Below are 24,324 nucleotides of genomic sequence, written 5' to 3'. Positions count from 1 at the left end.
CATTACTGTAATCTTATAATATAATTATTTTTGCTGTGAGAGATTACAGCAAAGATGTGGGCGTAGCTCAGCTGGATAGAGCGTTTGGCTACGGACCAAAAGGTCGGGGGTTCGAATCCTCTCGCCCACGCGCCTAAAGCACTGTAGAAACTACAGTGCTTTTTCTTTTTAACATTCACAAAATGCTTTCCCTTTTTTCACATATATTTAATATTACATTCACATTTTAAACACAAATACGCGGTATATTATAATTGTTCAAAGGATAAAACCTTTGACAATATAAATTTTCTTTTTCATAATTTCCCCCTCCGGTCAGAGTTCCCCGCTCTGACCTTTTTTTGTGCGAAAAAACGCTACCAAAATGCAGGCTAAGGCAGTATAATAAATTCTGTTATATATTGATAAAGGACGGTGAAATCGATTGACAAAAAAAATTGCTGTAATCAACGATCTATCAGGGTTTGGACGTTGTTCCCTCACCGCGGCTATTTCAGTTATCTCCGCTATGGGAGTACAGCCCTGTCCGCTTCCGACTGCAATCTTAAGCGCACAGACCGGATATGACAATTATTATTGTGACAGTTATACAGATAAAATGCCTCTGATACGGGCGGAATGGGAAAAGATGGGCGTAGCTTTTGACGGTATCTATACTGGCTTTCTCGCCGATGAGCGGCAGGTGAATCAGATATATATGTTTCTTGAAAGCTTTCTGAAAGAACATACTTTTCTCCTGGTAGATCCCGTGCTGGGCGACGACGGAAAGCCTCACTCCCTTTTTACGCCCCGGCTTCTTGAAAAAATGAAGGAGCTCTGTTTCAGGGCAGATATTATCACTCCCAATCTGACTGAGCTTTGTCTGCTCACCGGAGCGGATTATGAAGAGCTTTCACAGATCGGGACACCTTTTCTCCTCATGGAGGTGGTTGCTGAACTTGGCAGATCGCTTTTTCAGGAACGTCTCCATCAGGTTCTTGTCACAGGGATCCGTTATACAGATGAAGACGGTGTTGATCAGATGGGAAACCTCTTTCTGTCCGAAAAGGATCAGAAGCTGATCCCCTTTCCGTATATCGGAGGAAGCTATTCCGGCACAGGCGATCTGTTTGCCTCCTGCATTGCCGCCGGCATTGCCAGAGGAGATACACCGGAAACGGCAGCAGAGCTGGCTGGCGAATTTATCAGCCTGGCCATTGCTGATTCCATCAAAGAACAGGTGCCTCGCAACGACGGTGTCAATTATGAAAAATACCTGTCTATGCTTGCACCTTCTTGAAAACAAAGGACAGAGTAAAAACTCTGTCCCTTTTTGAACTAATGAAATCCTCTATATCGATTTAAGCAGGCATACAGCTCCTGCTTCCTTGCCATGGCAAGCGATACAGGAACATAAGAACCTTTCACCAGACTTACCAGGCCCTTCTTTTCCATCTCACTCCAAAGTTCTTCTGCCAGCTCTTCCAGGCTTTTCTTATTTCCTGTTTCCATTTTATCTATCACATTTTTCAGAGCATAACTTAGGGCCGCTGTCTGCTCGCCGTCTGTGATCTGCTCCACATATTTCAGCTCTACTGTATCTTTTCCAAGGGAAAAGCTGTCTTTCCCAAACTGTTTTATCTTAATCTGTCCGTGCTTTTTCTCAATCTTTCCAAGCCTTGGATGTCTGGACATTTTTTCCCATTTCAAAGTATTTTCCGTTTCTTTGCGGTGCATTTCCATAAAACTTTGCTCTTTGGCATTTTGGCTGCAGATTGTACGAACCTGTTCTGTAATATCCTTGGCCCGATAGGTATCCATCTGAATGATCTTATCAGCAATGTAAAAATAAGCCCCCGAACTTCCGGCCACCAGAATGACAGAGATTCCTTTTTCTTCATAGAGCTTTCTTGCCTGCTCAATAAATGGGGTGATCGGCTCCTGCTCTCTGGCGATCACAGACTGCATCAGCGCATCTCTCACCATGAAATTCGTAGCAGAAGTATCTTCATCAATAAGAAGCGCTCCTGCTCCCGCTTCCACTGCCTCTACTACATTTGCAGCCTGCGAGGTGGAACCGCTGGCGTCTTCTGTCGAGAAGTCTACCGTATCTTTCCCGTTTGGAAGGTGATTGATAAAAGGTGAAATATTCACATGAGAGACTGCTCTTCCATCCTCCGCACGGATTTTCATTGCCGTATCATCCGTAATAACATACTCTCTTCCGTCGCCGGCAATATGATTATACACACCTAACTCCAGCGCCTTTAAGAGCGTAGATTTTCCATGGTAGCCGCCGCCCACGATCAGCGTAATCCCTCTTGGGATACCCATGCCGCGTACTTTCCCTCTGTAGGGAAGGTCCAGTTCTATCTCCATGCTTTCAGGGCTTTCAAATACAACTGCCTTTTTCATAGGTTTGTCTGAAACGCCGCTTTCCCTCGGAAGAATGGAACCATTTGCCACAAACGCTGCAAGATTCCTTTTTTTCAGCTCTTCCCGGATGTAAGTCTGATCCTGCGCCAGCTCTGTCACCTTCCGAACAGTCTGACTGTTCAGACTTTTATAATACAGCGCTTTTTTCACACACTGCGGAATGTAATCAAATAAAATCTTCTTCAGCTCCGGTGCATTGATGGTTCTTCCGTTGGCAGGGAAGCCTACCTCAAAGCGCACCAGGATCCGTCTTTCATTCATTTCAAGCGCCGTGCGCTCCAGCACCTGCTGCCCACATCTGCTGATACTGATCAGACCGCTCTTTCCGGATCCTTTAGCCTGAAACATATAGGCAGAAATCTGCCGTCCAAATTCTCTCGTCAGATAATCCTGAAGAGCAATTCTTTTATCTTTTCTGTTGTACAGCTCCTCCGGAAAGCCTGCTGTCTTTGAAGCGATCTCCACACTCAGTTTGGAGGGACCGGCAAAAGGGTCTCCCTGGACATGGTCGATGTGGAGGATGTACCCCGGAAACTGCCAGCTTCCTGCAAGACTTTTATATGCCGGATAACTTTTCCGATGTATATTCATAAGCTGCTGCTCTAACTGTACCGATGTATTCATATTACACTCCCTGCTCTCTGAATTGGATGGTTCCTGTTTTTTCATCCATTGCATCTACAATCGCCAGTGACTCCAGCTGATATCCGAGATTCCGGATAATGCTTCCCCCTGCCTGGAATCCTTTTTCTATGACAATGCCGATTCCTTCCACTGTAGCTCCGGCCATCTGTACAATCTGGATCAGTCCCTGAAGCGCACATCCGTTGGCAAGGAAATCATCTATGATCAGAACATGGTCCTCTTCATTTAAAAATTTCTGTGATACGATCACCTGATTTTTACACTTGTGAGTAAAGGACTCTACTTCCGCTACATACATTTCTCCTTCCAGATTAATACTCTGGGTTTTCTTTGCAAATACGACAGGCACCTGAAAATGCTGGGCTGCCACACAGGCAATCCCTATACCGGAAGCCTCGATCGTCAGGATTTTATTGATTGGTTTTTGTGCAAATCTTCTTTTAAACTCTGCTCCAATCTGATCAAACAGCTGAATGTCCATCTGATGATTCAAAAAGCTGTCTACCTTCAACACATTCCCTTCTTTGATAATTCCATCTTTTACTATACGTTCCTCTAAAAAATTCATCATCATTCCTCTTTTGCATCTTTTTGGTTTTAAACACTATTATAGGAGAAAATATCATGCTTGACAATCTGTTTTTTCGGCAATTTCCCATTCCCGACAGATTAACACTTCCCTCCTTTTTCATGCAGATAAAAGGGTAGCGTCGGTGTACAAGGGGCAATACCCCTTGTACACCGACGCTACCCAAATCCGTTGACACATAAAAACAGACGCTGTATCATCCAAATAGATATATATGCCGTCAGAAAGGCAAAAACACAAAAAAGAGGTGTGTATTTTGTATGTGGATTTTATTTGCCTTTGGTTCCGCCTTCTTTTCAGGATTAACTGCTATTCTTGCAAAATGCGGGATTCAAAAAACAGATTCAACTGCAGCAACCGCAGTGCGGACAATTATCGTCTTAATTTTTTCATGGATCATGGTTTTTATTGTCGGCTCACAGGATACTATAACAAATTTGTCCGTAAAGACATGGATCTTTTTAATCCTTTCCGGTTTATCTACAGGCGCCTCCTGGCTCTGCTATTTCAGGGCATTACAGATCGGAAATGTCAACAAAGTAGTTCCTATTGATAAATCAAGTACGATCCTGACTATGCTGCTTGCATTTGTCTTTTTCCACGAAGGTTTTACATGGCTAAGCGGCACAGCGGTCATATTGATCGCAGTTGGGACAATGTTAATGATTGAAAAAAGAGATGTTGCTGCAGAAGAACATATCAGCGGAAAAGGATGGCTGGTTTATGCTGTTCTGTCTGCTGTATTTGCCAGTTTGACTTCGATCCTGGGAAAGATCGGAATAGAAAATGTAGAATCAAATTTAGGCACGGCAATCCGTACCGCAGTCGTTCTTATCATGGCCTGGATCATTGTCTTTGTTACAGGAAAATCTGATAAACTTCATAAAATCCCAAAACGGGAACTATTATTTATATGCTTATCCGGAATCGCTACCGGCGGCGCGTGGCTCTGCTATTATCGGGCATTGCAGGACGGACCTGCAAGTGTTGTCGTTCCGATTGATAAATTAAGCATATTGGTAACCATTGCCTTTTCTTATATCGTGTTCAAAGAAAAACTGTCAAAGAAGTCCGGCCCGGGCCTTTTGCTGATCGTGTTGGGTACTTTTTTGATGATAGTCCCAACACTCTCAGCCTGATAAGTTTAGTTTTTAGCTGCTTCATTGACACAGCGAAGTCCATTGAGGCTCCTTGGATAACCAAGATACGGGAGACACTGTGAAATGATCTGAATCAGAAATCCTTTATCATTTCCCACCATCATATTTCCTGCCGCATGGCTGGTAAGCTGTGGCTCACAGCCGCCCTGTGCCAGAAGGAAACAAAATGTGATCATTTCCCGCTGCCTGTTGTCCAGTCCTGTCCTTGTATAATAATCTCCAAAACAGTTATCCGACAGCCACCGATTGATGTGTCTGGATTCTTCCGGTCCTGAATTTGCAAATCCCTTCATACCGTCTCCGAAAATATCCACCTGTGTCTGTTCGCCCTTCTCCAGGCGGTCTTCTCTGCCTGTAGTAGCCTGCCCCGGAAGCGGAAGCTCAATTCCCCTCTCTTCGAATATTTCATTGGTCTTATTGATAAACGGAAGGACGCGCCCGATCCCCAGATAAGCCACAGCCTGATAGACAATTTCCTTTATCTCAACCGGAGTCACACCGGCATTCAGAGCTGCCGGCAGCACAATTTCGAACGTATCGAGTCCCTGACACCCAATCAGAGCTGCAAGAACCGCCATCATACGTGTACGGTCATCAAGGTCATCATTGTTTACCACCTCATCAAACGCAAAGTTCTGGAAAAAATCCGAAAATTCCGGATCTGTTTCCGCCAGTCCCAACCCTTTTGCTCCAAAAAATTTTTCACAATAACTTTTTGCCTTCTCGGTCATTTCTGATTCCTCCTATTCTGCTTTATGTGAATGTCAGCGTCGGTATATACTGCTCATACACCGCTGCTGTCAGACCTTACACTTATATGTTAATACTGCAGCAAAAAAAGTCTAATACTTTGTCTGAATACAATATCATGCTCTCCTGGCATAGTTCTGATGATCTACTCTGCTTTTTTCACCGCTTTGAGAAATCTTTTTACAAGCTCCGACGGTTCTGTAGAATACAGAATGCCGTATGGGATCGTATATTTCCATTCCACAGGAATAATTTTCAACAGAGGGTGAGCGTCTTTCCAATTTTCAACAGCCATCAAAATTTCATTGCTGTTCTCACACCGATTAAAAATCTCCATACTGTAGATATCAAAGTCAACCACTCGGATCTGGGGATGATTTTTCCAGATATCATCCCGAAGCTCATCTACATAGTTGCTCCAGCCCCGGTGCATCATAAGAAAATTCTCTCCGTACAGATCCTGAAAGGTCAGCATTTCTTTTGAGGCAAGGCGATGATTAAGTGATACTGCACAGCAGATCCTCTGTCTCGAAATTTCCATTCCCTGACATTGCCTAAGCTTCAGCATTGTCTCATCAAAAATGCCTCCCACGATATCTATATTCGTTCCCAGATTTTTTAAAATTTCCCGTGCACTCTCCTGACTGTTCATATAAGGGATCATCTGCAGTCTGATATCCGGATAATCTTTACGGACTTTCGCCCACATCTGTATTACCGGGGCGGCCGGCGTCATTGGAGATGTGCCGATACGGATCACAGTATCTTTTTCTTCCATAGCTCTCTTTGCCCGCTCCACAGAGTCTTTGCAGTACTGAATGATATATTTCGCATCTTTGTACAAAGATTTCCCGGCTTCTGTCAGAATCAGTCCTCTGTGTGTCCTTACAAACAGCTGAACTTCCAGATCCTTTTCCAGGAGATTGATCTGTTTCGTAACTGCCGGCGGAGTAATATACAGAGCTTCCGCTGCCTTATTAAAGCTTCCTAAATCCGCTACAACGATAAATGTTTCAAGCTGCAAATTATACATAGACCCGTCTCCTCTCTTATATGTCTGCCATCTGTCTTAGAGCCGGTTCTGTGTAAAACTCCTGTCCTTTTCCTTCCGGCTGCCATAGTAAAACTATAATGCCGCCGGCTGGAATCTGTCAACATTACTTACTGAAAAGCCACCCCATAATCTCTTCATCTGCCGCAAAAAGATTTCCTCCTCCATGCTGATATGATAACCCTGCAAAATAATCGGCATCTTTTATATCCAAAACCAACAGTTCATTTATCTCTTCTTCTGTCAGTCCTTCTTCCATATACATATCATGCAGCGTCTCATAGGCTTCGCGGGTCGGTTCAGATCCATAATACTCATCATCTTCTCCAATCACAAAATATACTGGCGTTTTATTTTTTATCACGGGAGCATAGTCTCCGTCCCACTGGGAGCTGCACTGAAGATAAGCCGTAAATAATTCCGGACGTTTCCCCATCACAAGGGACATCGTCTCGCCTCCTCCCGAGTATCCCTCCCCGTACACTTTTGACTCATCGATATTATAGTTTGCAAGGAAATACTCTGTAAGAGCAATGGTCTGGTCTGCCGATGTCTCATCCCAGCCAGAGAGCTGCGGCGCTACGACGATCATATCCTGCACATACTTTTGCGCCTCAAATCCAAACTCTTCACTGTACAGATTTTGACCTACTCCCTGAAAATACAGACCCTCATATCCCGGCAGGGTAAGAAACAGCCCATAGGGCCTGCTTCCGTCATAACTGTCCGGAACATACAGATTGTAATGGATATCCCCTTCGCTTTCTGAATGAAGAACATTATCCAGAATAAATCCGCGGTATTCCTGTGTCCCCTCTGTCACAGAGTCCTGTCCCCCGATCTCCTCATCCTGTACTGTCTCTGTCTCCGGCATTTGCTCCTGATCTTCTTTATTTTCAGTCCCTGCATCGCTGCATCCGCTTAACGCTGCCGCAAGAGCGACCAGCAGAATACCAAGTTTCATTTTCTTCATAATCCTATCCCTGCCTTTCTGCTATTTCTATCTGCTTTTTCTATCTTTCCTTTCCCGCAAAATGTGATATAATAACCCCATTGTGGTTATTATAGACGCACATAAAGCGGTTTCTTGGAAACCGCCGGAAACCCTAAAACAGACTGAAAAGAGGGAAGGTTATCCGATACGTCAAATGTGATAACAACTTCTTAGACACAACAGAAAGGGGAGAACGAAATATGTATGTTGTGGATAAATATATTGATCACGTAAAAGAAGAAGCCATCAACCGCCCGGAGAAAAGCTGGGATAAGATCCTTCTCGGCTTCCGGGCAAATAAATGGCGCATGAAGCTTCTGCCTAACCGGAATCTTTCGAGAGGTTATCAGAAGCTGGAAACAATGATGATGAGCCTTGTAGCTGATTCTTTAAGCCGGGAGGGCAGCTATGTATGGGGGAATATTTTTGCTCCCTGCGAGCTGATGCAGTGCTTTGACCTTCACACCCTTTCCATTGAATGCCTCTCCTGTTATATGAGCGGTTACCATCTGGAAGACTATTTTATCGACTATGCACAGAATATCGGAATTGCCCCCACTCTATGTTCCTATCACAAAACTTTTGTAGGCGGAGTGGAAAGCAAAGTTGTAAAGAAGCCGGAATATGCTGTGACTACTTCTCTGTCCTGCGACGGCAATTTAAATACCTTCCGCTATCTGGAAAAAAAGGCCCATGTGCCTTTTACCTTTCTGGACGTCCCGTATTCTGATGACAAAGAATCCATCGCCTATCTGGCCGACCAGCTTAGAGCATTTACCAAAGTTCTGGAAGAGCGTACCGGCAAAACATTCCAGGAGGAAAAACTGCAAAAAATACTCCGTACGGAAAACGAGACGCGCCGGGAACTGAAGAAATTTTTCGAATATCAAAAGAACTATTATTATCCCGGCGAACTGATCAGCCATCTCTATATGATGATGGGAATGCATCTTCTCATCGGCACAGAGGAATTTCTTGATCTCATCCGCTTTATGAATGAAGAAATTCAGCAGGGAGAACCTTTTACCGGGAAAAAGATCCTGTGGATTCATCTCCTTCCTTTTTATCAGGAAAGTCTGAAGGAATATTTCAACAGCAACAGAGACTATCAGATCATTGCCAGTGATATCATTCTGGATTTCATGGATGAACTGGATACCGAACATCCCTTTGAGGCTCTCGCCGGAAAGATCATTAAGAATCTGTACAACGGCTCCTACGCCCACAAAGCAGAAATGATCGGCCAGCTTGCAGACCGGCTGAAACCGGATGCCGTCATCCACTTCTGCCACTGGGGATGCAAACAGGCCTCCGGCGGAAGTATCCTTCTGAAGGAAAAAATGCAGAAAATGAATATTCCTATGCTCATTCTTGACGGTGACGGAATTGACAAAAGAAACAGCCACGATGGCCAGATCAAGACCCGGCTGGAAGCATTTCTAGAATTGATCGGAACAGGAGAAAAGACCACATGTTAGGATATATCTGTAAATACGCGCCCATAGAAGTCTTTCTTTCTATGGGAACGGAAATGAAACGAATCGAACCTTCTGTCACGAATTTTACGCAGGCAGACATGAAAATGCATCCCAATATATGCAGCTTTGCAAAAGGAGTTCTGGAGGATGTCCTGGCAAATGATTATGAAGGTGTTATCCTCACCACCTGCTGCGACAGCATCCGAAGGCTCTATGATGTGCTGAAAGCCGAGCTTCCGGATAAATTCATCTATATTCTGGATACGCCACGCATCACAAAAGAAGCCGGAATCACGCTCTATGAAAACCGTATCCGCAAAATGATACAGGCCTATGAAACTTTTTCCGGCAAAACATTTCAGGAAGAGGCTCTCGGCGAGCTCCTGAAACAACACAAGGAAGCCCAGAGCATTCAGTTAAAGCCGGGCAAAAAGAATATCGGAATTGCAGGAGCGCGGGCAAACGAAGCAATCCTGCACATTTTAAATGAGAAAGGCGCCAATGTTGCTTTCGATCTTACCTGCACCGGACTGATGCGAAAATATATTCTGGAACCGGGCCAGATACTTACCGGATATACAAGAGGGCTGTTAAGCCAGTTCCCCTGTATGCGCATGGAAGCTGCTGCCGGCAGAGACGAGCTTATTTCCCGGTATGCACAAAGCGCAGATGGTATCATTTACCACACTGTCCAGTTCTGTGACAATTATTCCTATGAGTATGCCTGGCTGAAAAACGTACTGAACCGCCCCATGCTCCAATTGGAAACCGACTACACCAAACAAAGCTACGGACAGGTTCTGACAAGGATTGAGGCATTCCTGGAATCACTGACACCGACAGGACCTTCAAAATCACCGAAAAGAAAGGATATCACTGAAACTATGTATGTCATGGGAATCGACAGCGGCTCCACCTCCACCAATGCGGTAATCATGAATGAAAACCGGGAAATTGTCGCCTCGGCAGTTGTACGGACCGGGGCTAAATCAGGTGAGAGCGCGCAGAAAATATTAAATGAAATTCTGCAGAAAGCAGGATGCAGCAGGGAGGATATCTCCTGGATCGTATCCACCGGGTACGGGCGGGTGAGCATTCCCTTTGCAGATGAAAATGTAACAGAAATCAGCTGTCACGGGCGGGGCGCTCATTATTTTAATCCAAAGGTAAGGACTATCCTGGATATCGGCGGTCAGGACAGCAAGGCAATTCGTTTAAATGAAGCCGGAGAAGTTGCCGACTTTGTCATGAATGACAAGTGTGCCGCCGGAACCGGTCGTTTCCTGGAAATGATCGCCCGGACACTGGAAATCGATGTAGACGAACTTGGACCAATTGCCCTGAAATCCACAGAGGACATTGAAATCACCAGCATGTGCTCTGTATTTGCAGAGTCCGAGGTTATTTCCCTGATCGCCAATAATAAGGAAAAATCAGATATTGCCAACGGTGTCTGTCATGCTATTGCCAACAAATCCTATTCCCTCCTGAAGCGTGTCGGCATGGAAGAAGAATTTATGATGACAGGCGGCGTTGCCAAGAACCCCGGCGTTGTCAGAGCAGTAGAAGAAAAGATCCAGTCCAGGCTTTATATCTGTCCGGAGCCTGAAATTGTAGGCGCCGCCGGCGCTGCCCTTTACGCTTTGGACCAGATATTGAGGTAAAAATTACAAAAATACACGGGGTAAAATGCAGTTTGACACGTAGTAAAGTTAAAAAATACTACGTGTCAAATTAAGTTATACCCTGTGTATTTTTGATCTACTCTGCCCGAAGCGCCGCCACCGGATCGCTCTTGGCAGCCTTTTTAGACGGAATCAGTCCGCCCAGCAAAGTCAGTACAACACTCAATGTGATCAAAATAAATGCCGCCCCTACAGGAAGTACTGCGCTGACATCCGTTGTCCCCGCCAGATAATGGATCAGCGCATTACCCGGAATCAGCAAAAGGAGTGTGATCACAATCCCCAATACACCGGCGCAAAGGCCGATAATGAAAGTTTCCGCATTGAATACTTGGGAAATATTTCCCTTTGATGCTCCGATCGCCCGCAGGATCCCGATTTCTTTTCTTCTCTCAAGCACGCTGATGTAAGTAATGACTCCGATCATTATCGATGAAACAACGAGCGAAATCGCTACAAAAGCAATCAGTACATAGCTGATAATATCAATAATATCTGTTACAGAAGACATCAATGCACCTACCATATCAGTGTAGGTGATTACCTGTTCTTCTTTGCCCTCCTTCTCCATGTCAGCGTTATAATGATCCAGAATTTTTACAACTCCTCCTTTGCTCTCAAAATCTTTCGGGTATATGTCAATTTGGCTTGGCACATTAAAGTCCACATACCCCAAATCCCGAAGATTTCCTTCATAAGAAGCACTTTCTGCAGAACTCATGGACATCATCAGCTCTGCAAATTCCTGTCCGCTCATATTCATAGTGAACGCATTGGCAAATGCATCTGCATCAATCGTAAGTGCATTTTGTATATTTGTTCCTATTCTTGCCGCCGCCTGACTCATAGCGTCTGTCATACCGGTGCTGATCTGGGCCATGATCTGTTCCATAGCAGATCCGATCTGTGTCTGGAGAGACTGCGCAACGGTTCCGCCATAGGAAGCCATTGCCTGCTGCATATATGCTTCAAGAGAACCGGAAATCTGCTGCTCCAGTCTATCGGCATCCACCATACTAAGTATAGCCTCAGTCAATTGGTTCTGCGCCCCATCTGTCCCCAGATACGCCATAAAATGTTCTCCCATCTTACTGGGATCTGCAAGACCGTTTGCCGCCGCATAAGTCTGATATCCGTTCCCCAGCTCTTCTGCCAGTTTTGCAATCTGATCTGAAGTTATACTGATATCTCCGCTGATCTTGAAAATTTCAGAACCCCATTTTGACAAAATGCTTTGTGCCTCAGATGTTCCAAGATACTCTAAAAGATATTCATCAAATTTGTCAGGATCTGTGTACCCTTGTGCTTCAGCGTAACTTTGATATCCCTGGAGAATTTCCTGAAACATGCTTCTTATCTGATCCGGCACTGCAGTAATATTTCCATTTGTCTGAATGATATCCTGTATATTCCGGATCAGGATTTCCTGTGCTTCACTTGTATTAAGGTAGGCAAGAAAATCCTCTCCCAGAGTAGAATAATCCGCCTCCGGATGCGAAGCCGCATACTCCTGGTAACCAGAAAGCAGTCCTGTTACTATCTGTCCCAACTCTTCTGCCGACATATCCAGCTTGATACTTCCCATCAGTTCATCCAGTCCAAGCTGCGGGGCATCGGGCATATCCAGTTTAATATTTTTCAGATCAATCATATTTGACAGATCCAGGCTGCTGCCCGCCGGCATTTCCGAAAGGTCAAACGCTCCCTGAAGCCCTTCGCTAAAGGCATCCTCATTGAAGGCAAAAGCATCCTGAAGTACATCTGCATTGACCGAAACAAGAGAATCCATATCAAACTGATCCTCGCCGCTTTCTTCCCCGAAAGGTTCATTCGTAAAGACATTAATGTTTTTATTGCTTAACTGATTCTTAACAATCTCACTGTCCTCGGCCTTCTGTGCAACGTGTTTTGTCAGATCCGGCATATATCCGATCCCGGTCATAAGAAGTGTTCCTTTGGCATCCTCTGCCGGCTGTACCACTCCTACAATCTTTAAGTCCTCACCCTTATCTACCAGGTTTTTCATGTATTCTTCGTTATCTGTCTTATCTCTCCATACCTTGTACTGACTGTCATACTCGTAATAATCGGAGCTGTTTACCAACTTAAATGTCACTCCCAGAATGTCCTCATACGTATAGGAGCCCATATCTGAAGGAGTCTCCACATCCTCCTCATTGGCAAACTGGCGGATCATCTCATCCAGCTCCATGGAATCTCTAAGACCCATGGAATACAGCATAAAATCACTGATACCGCCGCCAGAGGTAAGGACAAGCACGCATTCATCATATCTTTCAGGCCATCTTCCAGCCTTTACTTCATACTGTGGTTCATAGAGATCTGTATCCTCCGGCATTTCATAAAATACATCTGTACTCATCATAGAAGACATCATGCTGTTTGAAGCTGATGAGGATCCCAGCCCCAGAGAAGCAAAGGATTGATCAGGATTTACCTGCCGGATGTCCTCTCCGTCCTGCCGATAAATCTGAGGTGTTGTATTGTAGGAATATTCAATGGCATTTACATACTGGTCAATATTGCTCTCCCCACTGTCCAGATAGGTTTTCAGGGATTGCAGATCATTCGTATCCATAGTGGAAAACATATTGGTAAGCACATCAATAACTTCTATATCCCCGGCTTTTTCTTCTGTCTGTCCGGAACTGTCCGCGCCGCCGGATCCATCTTCTACCATGGAACTAAGATCTAAACCTGTGCTCAATATCTGAAGCGGATATTCCGACAAGGTTTCTTCTTCCACGCTTTGGATATAATCATTCACTCCATTTGACAATGACAGGATCAGAGCAATTCCAATGATTCCGATGGAGCCTGCAAACGCCGTCAGAATCGTGCGGGCCTTTTTTGTCTTAAGATTGTTAAAACTTAGAGAAAGAGCCGTCAGAAAAGACATGGATGCCTTTCCCATGTTCTCATGCCGTGGTTCTTCCGGCTCCGTTTCCGGCTCAAAAGGATCGGAATCCGCCCTGATCTGTCCATCCTTTAATTTCACGATTCTCGTAGCATATTCATCTGCCAGTTCCGGATTATGAGTAACCATAACCACCAGTCGATCTTTTGCCACCTCCTGGAGAAGTTCCATAACCTGAATACTGGTTTCACTGTCCAGCGCCCCTGTAGGTTCATCTGCCAGAAGAATATCCGGATCGTTCACCAGGGCTCTTGCAATAGCAACCCTCTGCATCTGCCCGCCTGACATCTGACTGGGCTTTTTGTGAAGCTGCTCTCCAAGCCCTACCTGTTCCAATGCTTTTCTTGCTCTTTCTTTTCGCTCTGCGGGACCTACTCCTGAAATTGTCAATGCCAGCTCCACATTGGAAAGTACGCTCTGGTGAGGAATAAGATTATAACTCTGAAATACAAATCCAATCGTATGATTCCGGTAGGAATCCCAGTCTTTATCTTTATATTTTTTTGTGGAAATGCCGTTAATGATCAGGTCGCCGCTGTCATAGCGGTCCAGCCCGCCGATAATATTAAGAAGTGTTGTTTTCCCCGATCCGCTTGGTCCTAAAATCGCCACAAATTCATTATCTCTCAAATTCAGGCTGACATCGTCCAGGGCTTTCTGAACCAGATTCCCGGTTCTGTATTCTTTACGGATATGTTGAATTTTAAGCATGCCTTCATCTCCCTTTTAATTATGTACGCCCCCCCGCACAATAATAAAATTACCCGTATGATAAGAGTATAGGTGATTTTCTTTCAATTCACAACCATATTATTCACAAAAAAGTTTCTTTTTTTCCGCATCACAAAAAACAGCCCTGCAGGAGGGCTGTTTCGTTTTTTCCCATATTATCTGTTCACGTTTTCAATAATCCGATCCATGGCCTCAAAACTGCTTCTGTAAGTCCAGTTTAAAAATCCATGTATCATTCCTTTCATCATATGATATTCCACCTCTACACCTGCATCCTGCAATTTTGCTGCATACATAAGACCCTGATCCACAAGAGGATCACACTCCGCTGCAATGATACAAGTGCGAGGCATTCTGCCGATATCTTCTTTCAAAAGCGGAGATGCCAGAGGATCTTTCTTTTCCTCTTCCCAATTTTTCACCAGAGGATATACAAGATTTTGGCTCTGTATACCTGGTCCGTTTCTGTCTGCCGACATAGCTGCCACAGCTGCCGCAAAATTGCCGCCCGAGCTGTCTCCGCAGACATGAATATTTTCTTTGTCTCCTCCATAATTCTTCACATTTTCTTCTGCCCACACCAAAGTCTGGTAGGCTTCTTCCAGCCCCTGGGAAATTTTTATTCCGGCATTGTCTCATTTTGAATTTCGCATTATAATAGCGTTAATGTACAAATATTAAAATATTATTGACGATCAAAACTGGAGGAAATCACATTGGAACACACACAGAAAATAACCACTGTTTTATTCGATTTAGACGGGACATTGCTTCCTATGGAGCTGGAACTTTTTATGAAAGACTATTTCCAGAGACTATCCCAAAAAATGAATCTTTGCGGATATGATGGAAATGCCGTTTTAGACAATATAGGAAAGGGGATACACGCCATTCATACAAATAAGAGTTCCCGCCTTAATGAAGAAATCTTTTGGGAGTCTCTTAGCACTGCCTATAAAAAGGAAGAATCTTCAAAACTCAAAGACATTTTCGAAGAATTCTACCGCGTGGAATTTCAAGCAGTGCAAAATGTCTGCGGTTTCACTCCTGATGCCAAAAAAGCTGTTCACTTCTGCCACGAACATGGACTTGACACCATCCTTGCCACCACTCCTCTGTTCCCGGCTATTGCAACTTGCAGCCGTGTGCGCTGGGCGGGCCTTGATCCCTCAGATTTCTCTTATATTACAACTTATGAAAATTCTTCCCGCTGCAAGCCCTCCCCGGAATACTACCAGGAGATTCTGACCAAGCGCCATCTGAAACCGGAAGAATGCCTCATGGTTGGAAATGACGTAAGCGAAGATATGCCGGCAGCAACGCTGGGGATCCAAGTCTTTCTGCTCACTGACTGCCTGATCAATACAAAAAATGCAGATATCAGCAGCTATCCCCAGGGGGATTATTCTTCCCTGCTTCAGTTTATCAGGAGGTTTCTATCACATGAATAATAAAAAGAATACAATCGAACAGTTATTTTCATTTATAAAAAAGAGTCCTACCAGCTACCACGCTGCCCAGACAACAAAAGAAATGCTTGAGGCTAATGGTTTTCAGATGCTTCAGGAAAATACGCCCTGGACTCTCACGCCCGGCGGACGCTATTTCGTAACCCGCAATCTTTCCTCTGTCATTGCCTTTTGCCTGCCTCAAAATGATCCTGGCAATTTTCATATTACGGCAAGTCACAGTGACTCTCCCTCCTTCAAGATTAAGGAGAATCCTGAACTGCCTTCCGGCGACATGTATGTACGGCTGAATGTGGAAAAATACGGCGGCATGCTGATGGCTCCCTGGATGGACCGTCCCCTTTCCGTAGCAGGGCGCGTCCTTATTTGCAACGAGAATACTATTGTCACCAAATTAGTTAACATTGACCGGGATCTCCTTCTGATCCCCAATCTTGCCATACATATGAACCGGGATGCCAATAATGGTCTCCGCTATGATCCGCAGAAAGATATGCTTCCTCTATACGGTGATCTTTCTGATAAAAATACCTTCTTTCAACAGATCGCTGAAGCAACCGGCGTCGATCCGGAACAGATCATCGGACATGATCTCTTCCTTTACAGCCGTACCCCGGGCACCATCTGGGGAGCTGACCGCCAATTTATTTCCTGCGGAAGGCTGGATGATCTGCAGTGCGCCTATGCTTCTCTTATGGGGCTATTGTCTGCTGATGTTCATTCCGGTATCGCCGTCCATTGTATGTTGGATAATGAGGAAGTAGGAAGCAGCACAAAGCAGGGCGCCGCCTCTTCCTTTTTAAAGGATACCCTGACACGGATCTGTATTTGCCTTGGGAAAACGCAGCAGGACTATTACGCTATGCTGGCATCCAGCTTTATGCTCTCGGCTGACAATGCACACGCTGTTCATCCAAATCTGCCTGAAAAGGCGGATCCCACTAACCGTCCTGCCATGAATCAGGGAATTGTCATCAAATACAACGCAAATCAAAAATATACGACAGACGGGGTTTCCGCTGCCGTCTTTAAATCAATCTGTCAGATTGCAGATGTACCATATCAGACCTTCCTGAATCGTTCAGATATGGCAGGCGGTTCCACACTCGGCAATATCTCCAATACACAGGTTGCCTTAAATACTGTGGACATCGGCCTTTCACAGTTATCTATGCACTCTCCATATGAGACAGCGGGAGCGAAAGACACTGACTATCTGATCCGTGCTGTCCGAACCTTTTATGAAAGTTCTATCTGCTGTCTGGAGGACGGGCGCTATACTGTGGAGGCAGGCGCCTGGAAATCATAATTTTATCCTTCAAATAAAAGTGGAGGCAGAAATATTTCCGCCTCCCTTTTGTATCAGTACTTTCTAAATGCTATCTTAAATTTTTACTGTTCTGCCTTAGTTTTTCCAGGTATCTCCGCTTCCTGTCTCTAATTCCTCTACCGTTCCAAATCCGGAAATATCAACCTGATACCATGTATCTCCATTTACTACTGTGTAGCTGTATTCATTCCACAGCCCTTCGCTGCTTACTTCGCTTTCCACGATCTCTCCGCCGCCTGCCTGATTCAGTGCGATCTGCTGTGCCTCTGCAATATCTATCCGAAATGCCATAATAGCGATGACCGCTATAATAATTACTGCCGCTACAACTCCTATAATAATTCCAATTGTCTTTTTTGATATTTTCTTCATTATTTTATTCCTCCGTCTTTCTTTTTCTTTGTTGTAATCAATATAACAGTGAAAAATTAAAAGAACATTAAAAGAAACACGTTTTTTATCATTTTTCTATACAAAACTTTTTCCCCTGTACAAAAGGTTTTCCCGGATCTGCCTTAGAGTATCTTTTTCCTCCTTTTCGATACAGAGCGCAATTCCGTATTGATAGGCATATCCGCCATCCGGATCCATAAATCCATCTATTTTAGCCTCATCATACTTCTGATCTCTATTCCACCATGTTTTAAATTCCATCACAAGAAAATTATTGCTGTGATCCCCTCTGTGATGGACGATCAGATCCGGACTTACACTGCTTCCGATCCGTGAAAGCATTTTGGGCTCATATCCTCTTCGGTTGTATTCACAGTCCACAGATAAATCCGTCAGAATCTGACTGCGCTCCAGAATCTCCTGAAGATAATGTCCAAAACGAAAAACAATACTCCTCTCTGCCACATGACGTCCTTCTTCCTCTGTTTCCGGTCTGTCAAGTATCAAATATCGGTCCTTTTCATACAGCTTATGCACAGCCTCTTCCAGGATCTTACGGACTTCTTCCTGCCCGGTCTTTCGCTCATCCGTCTTTCCCTTTCCGATCTTCTTAAGATATCTTTCGACAAAGGATTTCGCAAGAGAATCCGGCTTCACTGCTTCCAATACTTCTTCTACCGCAAACCACTGTGCCCGATCCACTTCATCCGTCAGAGAAAAATCTTCACTTTCTGCTGTCACTGCATAATTATGTATTAATGTATTGGTCTTTTCAAAATATTCATTATCATTATAGATATAACTGGAAATTTTAAGATTGACCTCTTCTTCTATCTCCCGAAGCAGCGCCTGCTTTGCATTTTCTCCTTTGCTGATATACCCGGCAACCAGAATATTATCTTTTTTTCCATACTGCTGAATCAGAAGAATCTTCGTTTTATCCGGGTTAAATATAATCGCCGATATGGCGCTGTTAAACATAGGAAACCTGAATGTTTGACACGCGTCACAGTATGGAATCATTCCATCTGTCCCGCATTCCTTCATAGTCAGTCTTCCTCCGCATTCCTCACAGTAGTTCAATATACTCGCTCTCCTTTTTTACTGTCTGTTCTCAAATTGGTCAGATACCATCTCCAGCAGCTCTCTGATCTTCAAATGCTGCGGACAGACCTCCTCACATTTTCCGCATTTAATACAGTCGGAAGCTTTTGCCCTGTCCTTTGTATGTATTTCATAATACCAACTGCTGTTCCAATCCTGATAAATTTTCTGCGTGTTCATTGCAGCAAACATCTCCGGGATCGGGATTCCCATCGGACATCCGGAAATACAGTAGCGGCAGGCTGTACAGGGAATCAGATTCATTCTGCGGAAAATTTCCTGAACTTTTTGAACTGCAGCCAGTTCCCTTTCATCGAGGGGCTGAAAATCTTTCATATAGCTGATATTATCCTCAAGCTGTTCCATTGTACCCATACCGGATAACACCATCATGATCCCGTCAAAGCCGGCTGCGAACCGGATCGCATAGCTGGCGTGGGACCCTCCCTTCAGATCATCCAGAACTCTCCCCGCTTCCTTCGGCAGGTTAACCAGGTTACCGCCTTTGACCGGCTCCATAACAATGACCGGCTTATTATGGCGGACACAGACCTCATAGCACTTCATCGCCCTTCATCGGCAGGCGCATACATCCAAAACCGAAATTCTTTTTCACCTTTTCAAAATATGCCATGCTCTTCCCTCCTGTCAAAAAGTTACTCTGTCCTTATTATATCGAGTTTAAAGCAGGGAATCAATTGTCTGCGATCATGGAACCTTGAATATAATTCTCTCTGACGCTGACCTTACATTAGAACTATGATAAATAAAACTTTTTAATGCAAAAAAATAAGAGAAACGCTGCAAATCCAACATTTCTCCTACTCTTATCCACATGCCGCAGACCGGAATCGAACCGGTACGGGAGGTTAGTCCCGCAGGATTTTAAGTCCTGTGCGTCTGCCAGTTCCGCCACTGCGGCATATCTCAATAATGAGATAAGTGGGACCTATAGGGCTCGAACCTATGACCCTCTGCTTGTAAGGCAGATGCTCTCCCAGCTGAGCTAAGATCCCACAGACGACCCAGAAGAGACTCGAACTCTCGACCTCCGCCGTGACAGGGCGGCGCTCTAACCAACTGAGCCACTGGGCCTTATTACTATAATATTATTATAAACATTCCGTACCATTTTCAGGTACTTCATGCAATGGACCTTCGGGGACTCGAACCCAGGACCGACCGGTTATGAGCCGGTTGCTCTAACCAACTGAGCTAAAGGTCCAAATTATCAGTCCCTTTGAGGACTAAAGCCGATGATCGGACTCGAACCGATAACCTGCTGATTACAAATCAGCTGCTCTGCCAATTGAGCCACATCGGCATTATCTTGGAAATTACACCATATCAATTTGTCTGATATTGGTAAGTGACTCCACCGGGAATCGAACCCGGGTTACCGCCGTGAAAGGGCGATGTCTTAACCGCTTGACCATGGAGCCATATCCAGTCTCTTCTGTTCTTTAAATGCGGAACATCAGTTGACCGAGTAATATAATATCATATACGAACCTGTTTGGCAAGCTTTTTTTCGAAAACTTTGAATGAAAATTTAAATTCCATTTTTTAGTCATAGACCTTTCTTTTTCCTCTACTATATGAATACTTGCTTTTCGTTCTTTCACACCTTAATAACATTGACATTCCCCCATAATCATGTTACATATAACATAATTCTATATAGCAGGAGTATATTTAATATGATCAATAAAACAACCGCACAGCAGATTGTAGACACTGTCAAAGATGTCTGCGGACATGATATTAACTTTATTAATGAAAAGGGGCTTATTCTTGCCAGCACAAATCCCTCCCGGATCGGAACTTTCCATGAAGGAGGACAAAAAGTAATCTCCGCTGGCACTACTCTGGAAGTTTTTGAATCCGATACCCTTCTTGGAACCCAAAAAGGAGTGAATATCCCTGTATATCACAAAGGTTCTTTAGCTGCTGTAATCGGAATCAGCGGAAATCCACAGGAGGTAAGGATTTATGCTCACTTAGCGGAGCGTATTACTCTGCTGCTCATCCGTGAGCAGGAACTAAACGCCGCTTCACGGACACTTGCCGAGAAAAAAAATCATCTTCTTCAGCTTCTGCTCTCCAATGACCGGGAACTGACAGCTCGCCTGTCAGAAGAGCTCAAAGCTTTCCATATTAATCCCAGGACGCCAAAGCGGATTTTTCTTATGGAGTTCAAAGCTTCTTCAGCTCCGGAAAGTATTTCTTCTTTGGAGACTGATATTTATCATTTTCTGGAAACGCTCCCGCAGTGTCTGTACAGCTACCAATATCCCCATACTTTCACAGTTCTGTTTGACTCCCCGGACTTAAAAGAGATAAAAGACAGACTTTCTTCCTTTGTGTCTTCCAGAAAAGAAAATCTTAAAGTCGGCATCGGAAGCGCCGAAGAGCTCCCGAAACTAGGCTCTTCTCTCTACACTGCAAAAACGGCTTTAAACACCCTTCGCTTCTCCGATCATCAGATTGCTTTATTTGATGAATTAAATCTGGAGATCCTTCTGGCAGATATTGATGAGGTACACAGAAGCAGTTTTCTCAAAAAAGCTCTTCAGAATCTTTCTCCAGAGGATATTCAGCTTCTCCGGACATACTTTCAGGAAAACTGTTCTCTGCTTCACACATGCCAAAAGCTCTTTCTCCACAAAAATACGCTGCAGTATAAGCTGAACCGGATCCATCGCTTATGCGGCCTGAATCCCCGGAATTTTCATGATTCCGTGATTCTCTATCTCGCGGTAAAGCTTCTTGACATTCCCGGGGAAGAGCCCTTTGATGATACACCCCTGCATAACGATACTATTCTTCTATGACATACATCTTATATTTCATTTTTTGTTACTTATAACATATTTTTTTCTTTTTTTGTTATAAAATATATTTTTTTGCCCGTTCCTTCATGCTAAACTTGTATAAAAGAATATGAAAAACGGAGGAGACTTTATGAAAATTGTAACTGCCATTGATTCATTTAAAGGAAGTTTGTCTTCCATGGAAGCCGGAACTGCCGCAAAAGAGGGAATCCTTCTTGCTGATCCGGAAGCTGAAGTCGTTGTAAAGCCGCTTGCCGACGGGGGCGAAGGAACTACCGATGCACTGATCGAAGGTATGAATGGACAGAGAATTGACCTCACCGTTACCGGACCTATGAGAAAGCCTCAATCCTGTTATTACGGCTATCTGGCAGATTCCAATACTGCAATTATTGAAATGGCCTCTGCAGCCGGAATCACTCTTGTAAGCAGAGAAGAACGCAATCCTATGCTGGCGACAACCTACGGCGTCGGGGAAATGATCTTGCATGCAATAGGAAAAGGATGCCGCAATTTTATTATCGGTATCGGAGGAAGTCTCACAAATGATTGCGGAATCGGTATGCTGAAAGCTCTTGGATTTGAGTTTTGGGATGAAAACGGTATGGATGCCGGTGAAGGCGGACAGGCTCTTGCCAAGGTTGCTTCTATCCGCACTGAAAACAAGAACCCTCTTTTAGAGGGATGTCATTTTCAGATCGCATGTGACGTCACAAATCCTTTATGCGGAGAAAACGGGGCTACCTATATTTACGGACCGCAAAAAGGTGTGACCGATGAGATGAAAGAAGGACTGGATAAAGACATGGCTCATTTTGCCGCTGTCGTTTCTTCTTCTCTGAAATGCGATTATATAAACTATCCCGGAGCCGGGGCTGCCGGAGGCCTTGGTTTTGCATTCCTTTCATTCCTGAATGCACAGCTTTCTCCCGGAATTGACCTCATTCTTGATGCAGTAGGGCTTGAAGAGGAATTAAAAGACGCTGATATCGTCATTACCGGAGAAGGCAGACTGGATCATCAGACTGCCATGGGAAAAGCACCTGTAGGAGTTGCCAAGCTTGCTCACAAATATCATGCAAAGGTGATCGCAATTGCCGGAAGTGTTACCAAGGAGGCACGCGCCTGCAACGCTGCCGGAATCGATGCTTTCTTCCCTGTTGTCCGCGGAATCACAACGCTGGAAGAAGCGATGGATCCGGACACAGCAAAAGAAAATATTCGTCAGACAATAGAACAGGTTGTCCGGCTGATTTAGCCGGATAACCTGTTTTTTCATTTCACTTATTTTCTTACACTATGCTCTGGATTTTTTTCTGGCAATTACCGCGGTTGCTCCTGCCGCTGCCATTATCATGATCATCGCCATTGCCGAGCTTTCGTCTCCTGTCTTAGGCGCTGCTTTTTTATTCACAGTCTTTTGTACTGTTGCCTGCGGCTTTGTCTGATCTGCTGTCCCTTTATTAGTATCTGTGCCGGCCGGCTTTTGTGTATCCGGATCTGTCTGAGAAGGGTCATCCTTTCCAGGAGTACCCGGTTCCGGATTCTCAGTTACCTTATCCGCCACCTTACCGCTTATGCTGGTTGCTGCAGCCATGATCGGCGTATCAGTTTCCGGATCGAAATCCGCTTTGCCATAAGACACTGCAGCAAAACAAAATGCAATGTCTTTCTTAGCATAATTTTCCGGAATTGTTCCCTGAAGTGTTATCGTAAATGTACTTCCCGGTACAAATTCCTCTATATACAGTGTTCCATTCTCCGGCTGCGTCACGCCATCCGGCAAATTGACAAAACTTCCAAATGGCTGAACCTGATCCGGATCATTCCATCCGGTCCCATTATATCCGCCCATCACATACATATGCGATACATTTGAAGTTCCTATGTTGGTAATCGTAAGTTTTACAGAAGTCGCCTCATTCCGCGGAAGATTATCCATATCCTCTGCTTCTATATCTGCAGCGAGCGCCACATTAGCAATGGTCTCCTGAGACTCATTTTCCGCAACTGTAAACTGCTGTACTGCAGTCTTTGCCAAAGTTTCCGATTCCGTGCCTCCGTCTGTCCGGATATCTGTCTGGTAAAACAAGGCTTTCCCTTTCATATCTTCCGTAACGGTAAGGCTCACTGTCGCTTCTACTGTACCAACAGATCCAGCTGAAATCCTGGCTGTTGCCATTCCGTTTACTTTACCTATGTCTGACAAAATCTTCTGGTCTTCATTGACCTTCATCTCCGGCATCCCCGTTCTGCTGTTCATATCTTCTGTGTCGCTTACAATGAAACGAAGAAATGCCCCACCCAGATTTGCATTGGCTTCAGGTATATTCAGCTTGATCGTAAACTGTAGAACATCTCCCACTTCAGCCTTCCCATCTTTCAACTCACTGGTCAAGGATGCAGACAGTTCCGGTGCTTTTGTCCCTTCCTGTGCACTCACCTGCATTCCCATAAAAAGACTTAATACCAAAAGACATGCTAACATGGTCTTTATTTTCTTCATGTTTCCCCTCCTTTTTCATAAAGTATCAAAACGATTTACAGTTATGTATAATATTACTATATTTTCATAGGAAGCACAAGTTTTTATGTGAGATATGCCTTTAATCTTTTCTTTGAGTACTAATCGTATATACAATAAAAAACTCACAAACTGATGTTTGTGAGTTTTCAGCTCCCCCTGTTGGACTCGAACCAACGACAACTCGGTTAACAGCCGAGTGCTCTACCGACTGAGCTAAGGAGGAATATTTA

Annotated in this window: 19 protein-coding genes and 8 tRNA genes; 9 read left to right on the top strand and 18 right to left on the bottom strand. The window is 44.4% G+C overall.

Annotated elements, in window-relative coordinates:
* The first annotated feature begins 56 nt into the window (after window positions 1-56).
* Together R2J37_RS04445 and R2J37_RS04440 are read left to right on the top strand one after the other, a co-directional pair.
* Window positions 57-130 (top strand) — tRNA-Arg (locus R2J37_RS04445).
* Window positions 131-424: 294 nt separating this feature from the next.
* Complete coding sequence (locus R2J37_RS04440) at window positions 425-1,279, top strand: pyridoxamine kinase (RefSeq protein WP_316266294.1); 855 nt, start codon at window positions 425-427, stop codon at window positions 1,277-1,279.
* A gap of 38 nt (window positions 1,280-1,317) precedes the next feature.
* Here the strand turns inward: R2J37_RS04440 and R2J37_RS04435 are convergent, their stop codons facing one another.
* Window positions 1,318-3,039, bottom strand: a complete 1,722-nt coding sequence (locus R2J37_RS04435) for an ABC-ATPase domain-containing protein (protein WP_256193364.1) — start codon at window positions 3,037-3,039, stop codon at window positions 1,318-1,320.
* A gap of 1 nt (window position 3,040) precedes the next feature.
* On the bottom strand, window positions 3,041-3,628 hold the full coding sequence (locus R2J37_RS04430) for a xanthine phosphoribosyltransferase (protein WP_230106924.1): 588 nt from the start codon (window positions 3,626-3,628) through the stop codon (window positions 3,041-3,043).
* Between the two features lie 281 nt (window positions 3,629-3,909).
* On the opposite strand from R2J37_RS04430, the gene R2J37_RS04425 reads away from it, so the two are divergent.
* Window positions 3,910-4,788 (top strand): EamA family transporter, encoded by an 879-nt coding sequence (locus R2J37_RS04425; protein WP_230106925.1) that lies wholly within the window; start codon window positions 3,910-3,912, stop codon window positions 4,786-4,788.
* Window positions 4,789-4,793: 5 nt separating this feature from the next.
* Here R2J37_RS04425 and R2J37_RS04420 read toward each other — a convergent pair whose 3' ends face one another.
* The 3 genes from R2J37_RS04420 to R2J37_RS04410 all read right to left on the bottom strand — a co-directional run bounded on the left by R2J37_RS04420 (window position 4,794) and on the right by R2J37_RS04410 (window position 7,583).
* Window positions 4,794-5,540 carry a carboxymuconolactone decarboxylase family protein gene (locus R2J37_RS04420; RefSeq protein ID WP_230106926.1) on the bottom strand — a complete coding sequence of 249 codons (747 nt, stop codon included), beginning with the start codon at window positions 5,538-5,540 and terminating at the stop codon, window positions 4,794-4,796.
* A 164-nt stretch (window positions 5,541-5,704) separates the two neighbouring features.
* On the bottom strand, window positions 5,705-6,592 hold the full coding sequence (locus R2J37_RS04415) for a LysR family transcriptional regulator (RefSeq protein ID WP_316266293.1): 888 nt from the start codon (window positions 6,590-6,592) through the stop codon (window positions 5,705-5,707).
* 124 nt (window positions 6,593-6,716) lie between these two features.
* Window positions 6,717-7,583 carry a prolyl oligopeptidase family serine peptidase gene (locus tag R2J37_RS04410; RefSeq protein ID WP_230106928.1) on the bottom strand — a complete coding sequence of 289 codons (867 nt, stop codon included), beginning with the start codon at window positions 7,581-7,583 and terminating at the stop codon, window positions 6,717-6,719.
* A gap of 221 nt (window positions 7,584-7,804) precedes the next feature.
* Here R2J37_RS04410 and R2J37_RS04405 point away from each other — a divergent pair, with 221 nt between their 5' ends.
* Both R2J37_RS04405 and R2J37_RS04400 read left to right on the top strand, forming a co-directional pair.
* Window positions 7,805-9,082: a 2-hydroxyacyl-CoA dehydratase subunit D gene (locus R2J37_RS04405; protein WP_316266292.1), complete on the top strand. Its 1,278-nt coding sequence runs from the start codon at window positions 7,805-7,807 to the stop codon at window positions 9,080-9,082.
* Entirely contained in the window at window positions 9,076-10,746 is a 1,671-nt protein-coding gene (locus tag R2J37_RS04400; protein WP_316266291.1) for an acyl-CoA dehydratase activase, read from the top strand. Before R2J37_RS04405 ends, R2J37_RS04400 begins: the two co-directional genes overlap by 7 nt.
* Before the next feature lie 97 nt (window positions 10,747-10,843).
* Here R2J37_RS04400 and R2J37_RS04395 read toward each other — a convergent pair whose 3' ends face one another.
* On the bottom strand, window positions 10,844-14,416 hold the full coding sequence (locus R2J37_RS04395; protein ID WP_316266290.1) for an ABC transporter ATP-binding protein/permease: 3,573 nt from the start codon (window positions 14,414-14,416) through the stop codon (window positions 10,844-10,846).
* Between the two features lie 176 nt (window positions 14,417-14,592).
* Entirely contained in the window at window positions 14,593-15,000 is a 408-nt protein-coding gene (locus tag R2J37_RS04390; RefSeq protein ID WP_316266289.1) for an alpha/beta hydrolase, read from the bottom strand.
* 153 nt (window positions 15,001-15,153) lie between these two features.
* Between R2J37_RS04390 and R2J37_RS04385 the strand changes: the two genes are divergently transcribed.
* Both R2J37_RS04385 and R2J37_RS04380 read left to right on the top strand, forming a co-directional pair.
* Complete coding sequence (locus R2J37_RS04385; protein WP_316266288.1) at window positions 15,154-15,888, top strand: HAD family hydrolase; 735 nt, start codon at window positions 15,154-15,156, stop codon at window positions 15,886-15,888.
* Window positions 15,881-17,215, top strand: coding sequence for a M18 family aminopeptidase (locus tag R2J37_RS04380; RefSeq protein ID WP_316266287.1), 1,335 nt, complete (start codon window positions 15,881-15,883; stop codon window positions 17,213-17,215). Before R2J37_RS04385 ends, R2J37_RS04380 begins: the two co-directional genes overlap by 8 nt.
* 96 nt (window positions 17,216-17,311) lie before the next feature.
* On the opposite strand, the gene R2J37_RS04375 is transcribed toward R2J37_RS04380, so the two are convergent.
* The 9 genes from R2J37_RS04375 to R2J37_RS04335 all read right to left on the bottom strand — a co-directional run bounded on the left by R2J37_RS04375 (window position 17,312) and on the right by R2J37_RS04335 (window position 20,175).
* Window positions 17,312-17,608: a hypothetical protein gene (locus R2J37_RS04375; RefSeq protein WP_230106935.1), complete on the bottom strand. Its 297-nt coding sequence runs from the start codon at window positions 17,606-17,608 to the stop codon at window positions 17,312-17,314.
* Window positions 17,609-17,704: 96 nt separating this feature from the next.
* Window positions 17,705-18,712 (bottom strand): NUDIX domain-containing protein, encoded by a 1,008-nt coding sequence (locus tag R2J37_RS04370; RefSeq protein ID WP_230106936.1) that lies wholly within the window; start codon window positions 18,710-18,712, stop codon window positions 17,705-17,707.
* A gap of 18 nt (window positions 18,713-18,730) precedes the next feature.
* A complete protein-coding gene (locus R2J37_RS04365; protein ID WP_316266286.1) occupies window positions 18,731-19,300 on the bottom strand; it encodes an aldo/keto reductase in 570 nt (189 codons plus the stop codon).
* Window positions 19,301-19,569: 269 nt separating this feature from the next.
* A tRNA-Leu gene (locus tag R2J37_RS04360) sits at window positions 19,570-19,655 on the bottom strand.
* Window positions 19,656-19,676: 21 nt separating this feature from the next.
* Window positions 19,677-19,749, bottom strand: a tRNA-Val gene (locus R2J37_RS04355).
* Window positions 19,750-19,754: 5 nt separating this feature from the next.
* Window positions 19,755-19,828, bottom strand: a tRNA-Asp gene (locus R2J37_RS04350).
* 56 nt (window positions 19,829-19,884) lie between these two features.
* Window positions 19,885-19,958: transfer RNA gene (locus tag R2J37_RS04345), tRNA-Ile, on the bottom strand.
* Between the two features lie 26 nt (window positions 19,959-19,984).
* Window positions 19,985-20,057, bottom strand: a tRNA-Thr gene (locus R2J37_RS04340).
* Window positions 20,058-20,103: 46 nt separating this feature from the next.
* A tRNA-Glu gene (locus R2J37_RS04335) sits at window positions 20,104-20,175 on the bottom strand.
* A 258-nt stretch (window positions 20,176-20,433) separates the two neighbouring features.
* On the opposite strand from R2J37_RS04335, the gene R2J37_RS04330 reads away from it, so the two are divergent.
* Together R2J37_RS04330 and R2J37_RS04325 are read left to right on the top strand one after the other, a co-directional pair.
* The gene (locus R2J37_RS04330) at window positions 20,434-21,567 is read left to right on the top strand and encodes a CdaR family transcriptional regulator (RefSeq protein ID WP_316266285.1); all 1,134 of its coding nucleotides are present in this window, start codon (window positions 20,434-20,436) and stop codon (window positions 21,565-21,567) included.
* A 130-nt stretch (window positions 21,568-21,697) separates the two neighbouring features.
* Window positions 21,698-22,825, top strand: a complete 1,128-nt coding sequence (locus tag R2J37_RS04325) for a glycerate kinase family protein (protein WP_316266284.1) — start codon at window positions 21,698-21,700, stop codon at window positions 22,823-22,825.
* Between the two features lie 39 nt (window positions 22,826-22,864).
* On the opposite strand, the gene R2J37_RS04320 is transcribed toward R2J37_RS04325, so the two are convergent.
* A complete protein-coding gene (locus R2J37_RS04320) occupies window positions 22,865-24,073 on the bottom strand; it encodes an LPXTG cell wall anchor domain-containing protein (protein ID WP_316266283.1) in 1,209 nt (402 codons plus the stop codon).
* A 171-nt stretch (window positions 24,074-24,244) separates the two neighbouring features.
* Window positions 24,245-24,317 (bottom strand) — tRNA-Asn (locus tag R2J37_RS04315).
* Window positions 24,318-24,324: the final 7 nt, after the last annotated feature.

Origin of the sequence: Claveliimonas bilis, assembly GCF_030296775.1 — a bacterium.
Taxonomy (GTDB): Bacteria; Bacillota; Clostridia; order Lachnospirales; family Lachnospiraceae; genus Claveliimonas; species Claveliimonas bilis.
The sequence above is the reverse complement of the archived record's forward strand: the minus strand, read 5'-3'. Positions and strand labels throughout refer to the sequence as shown.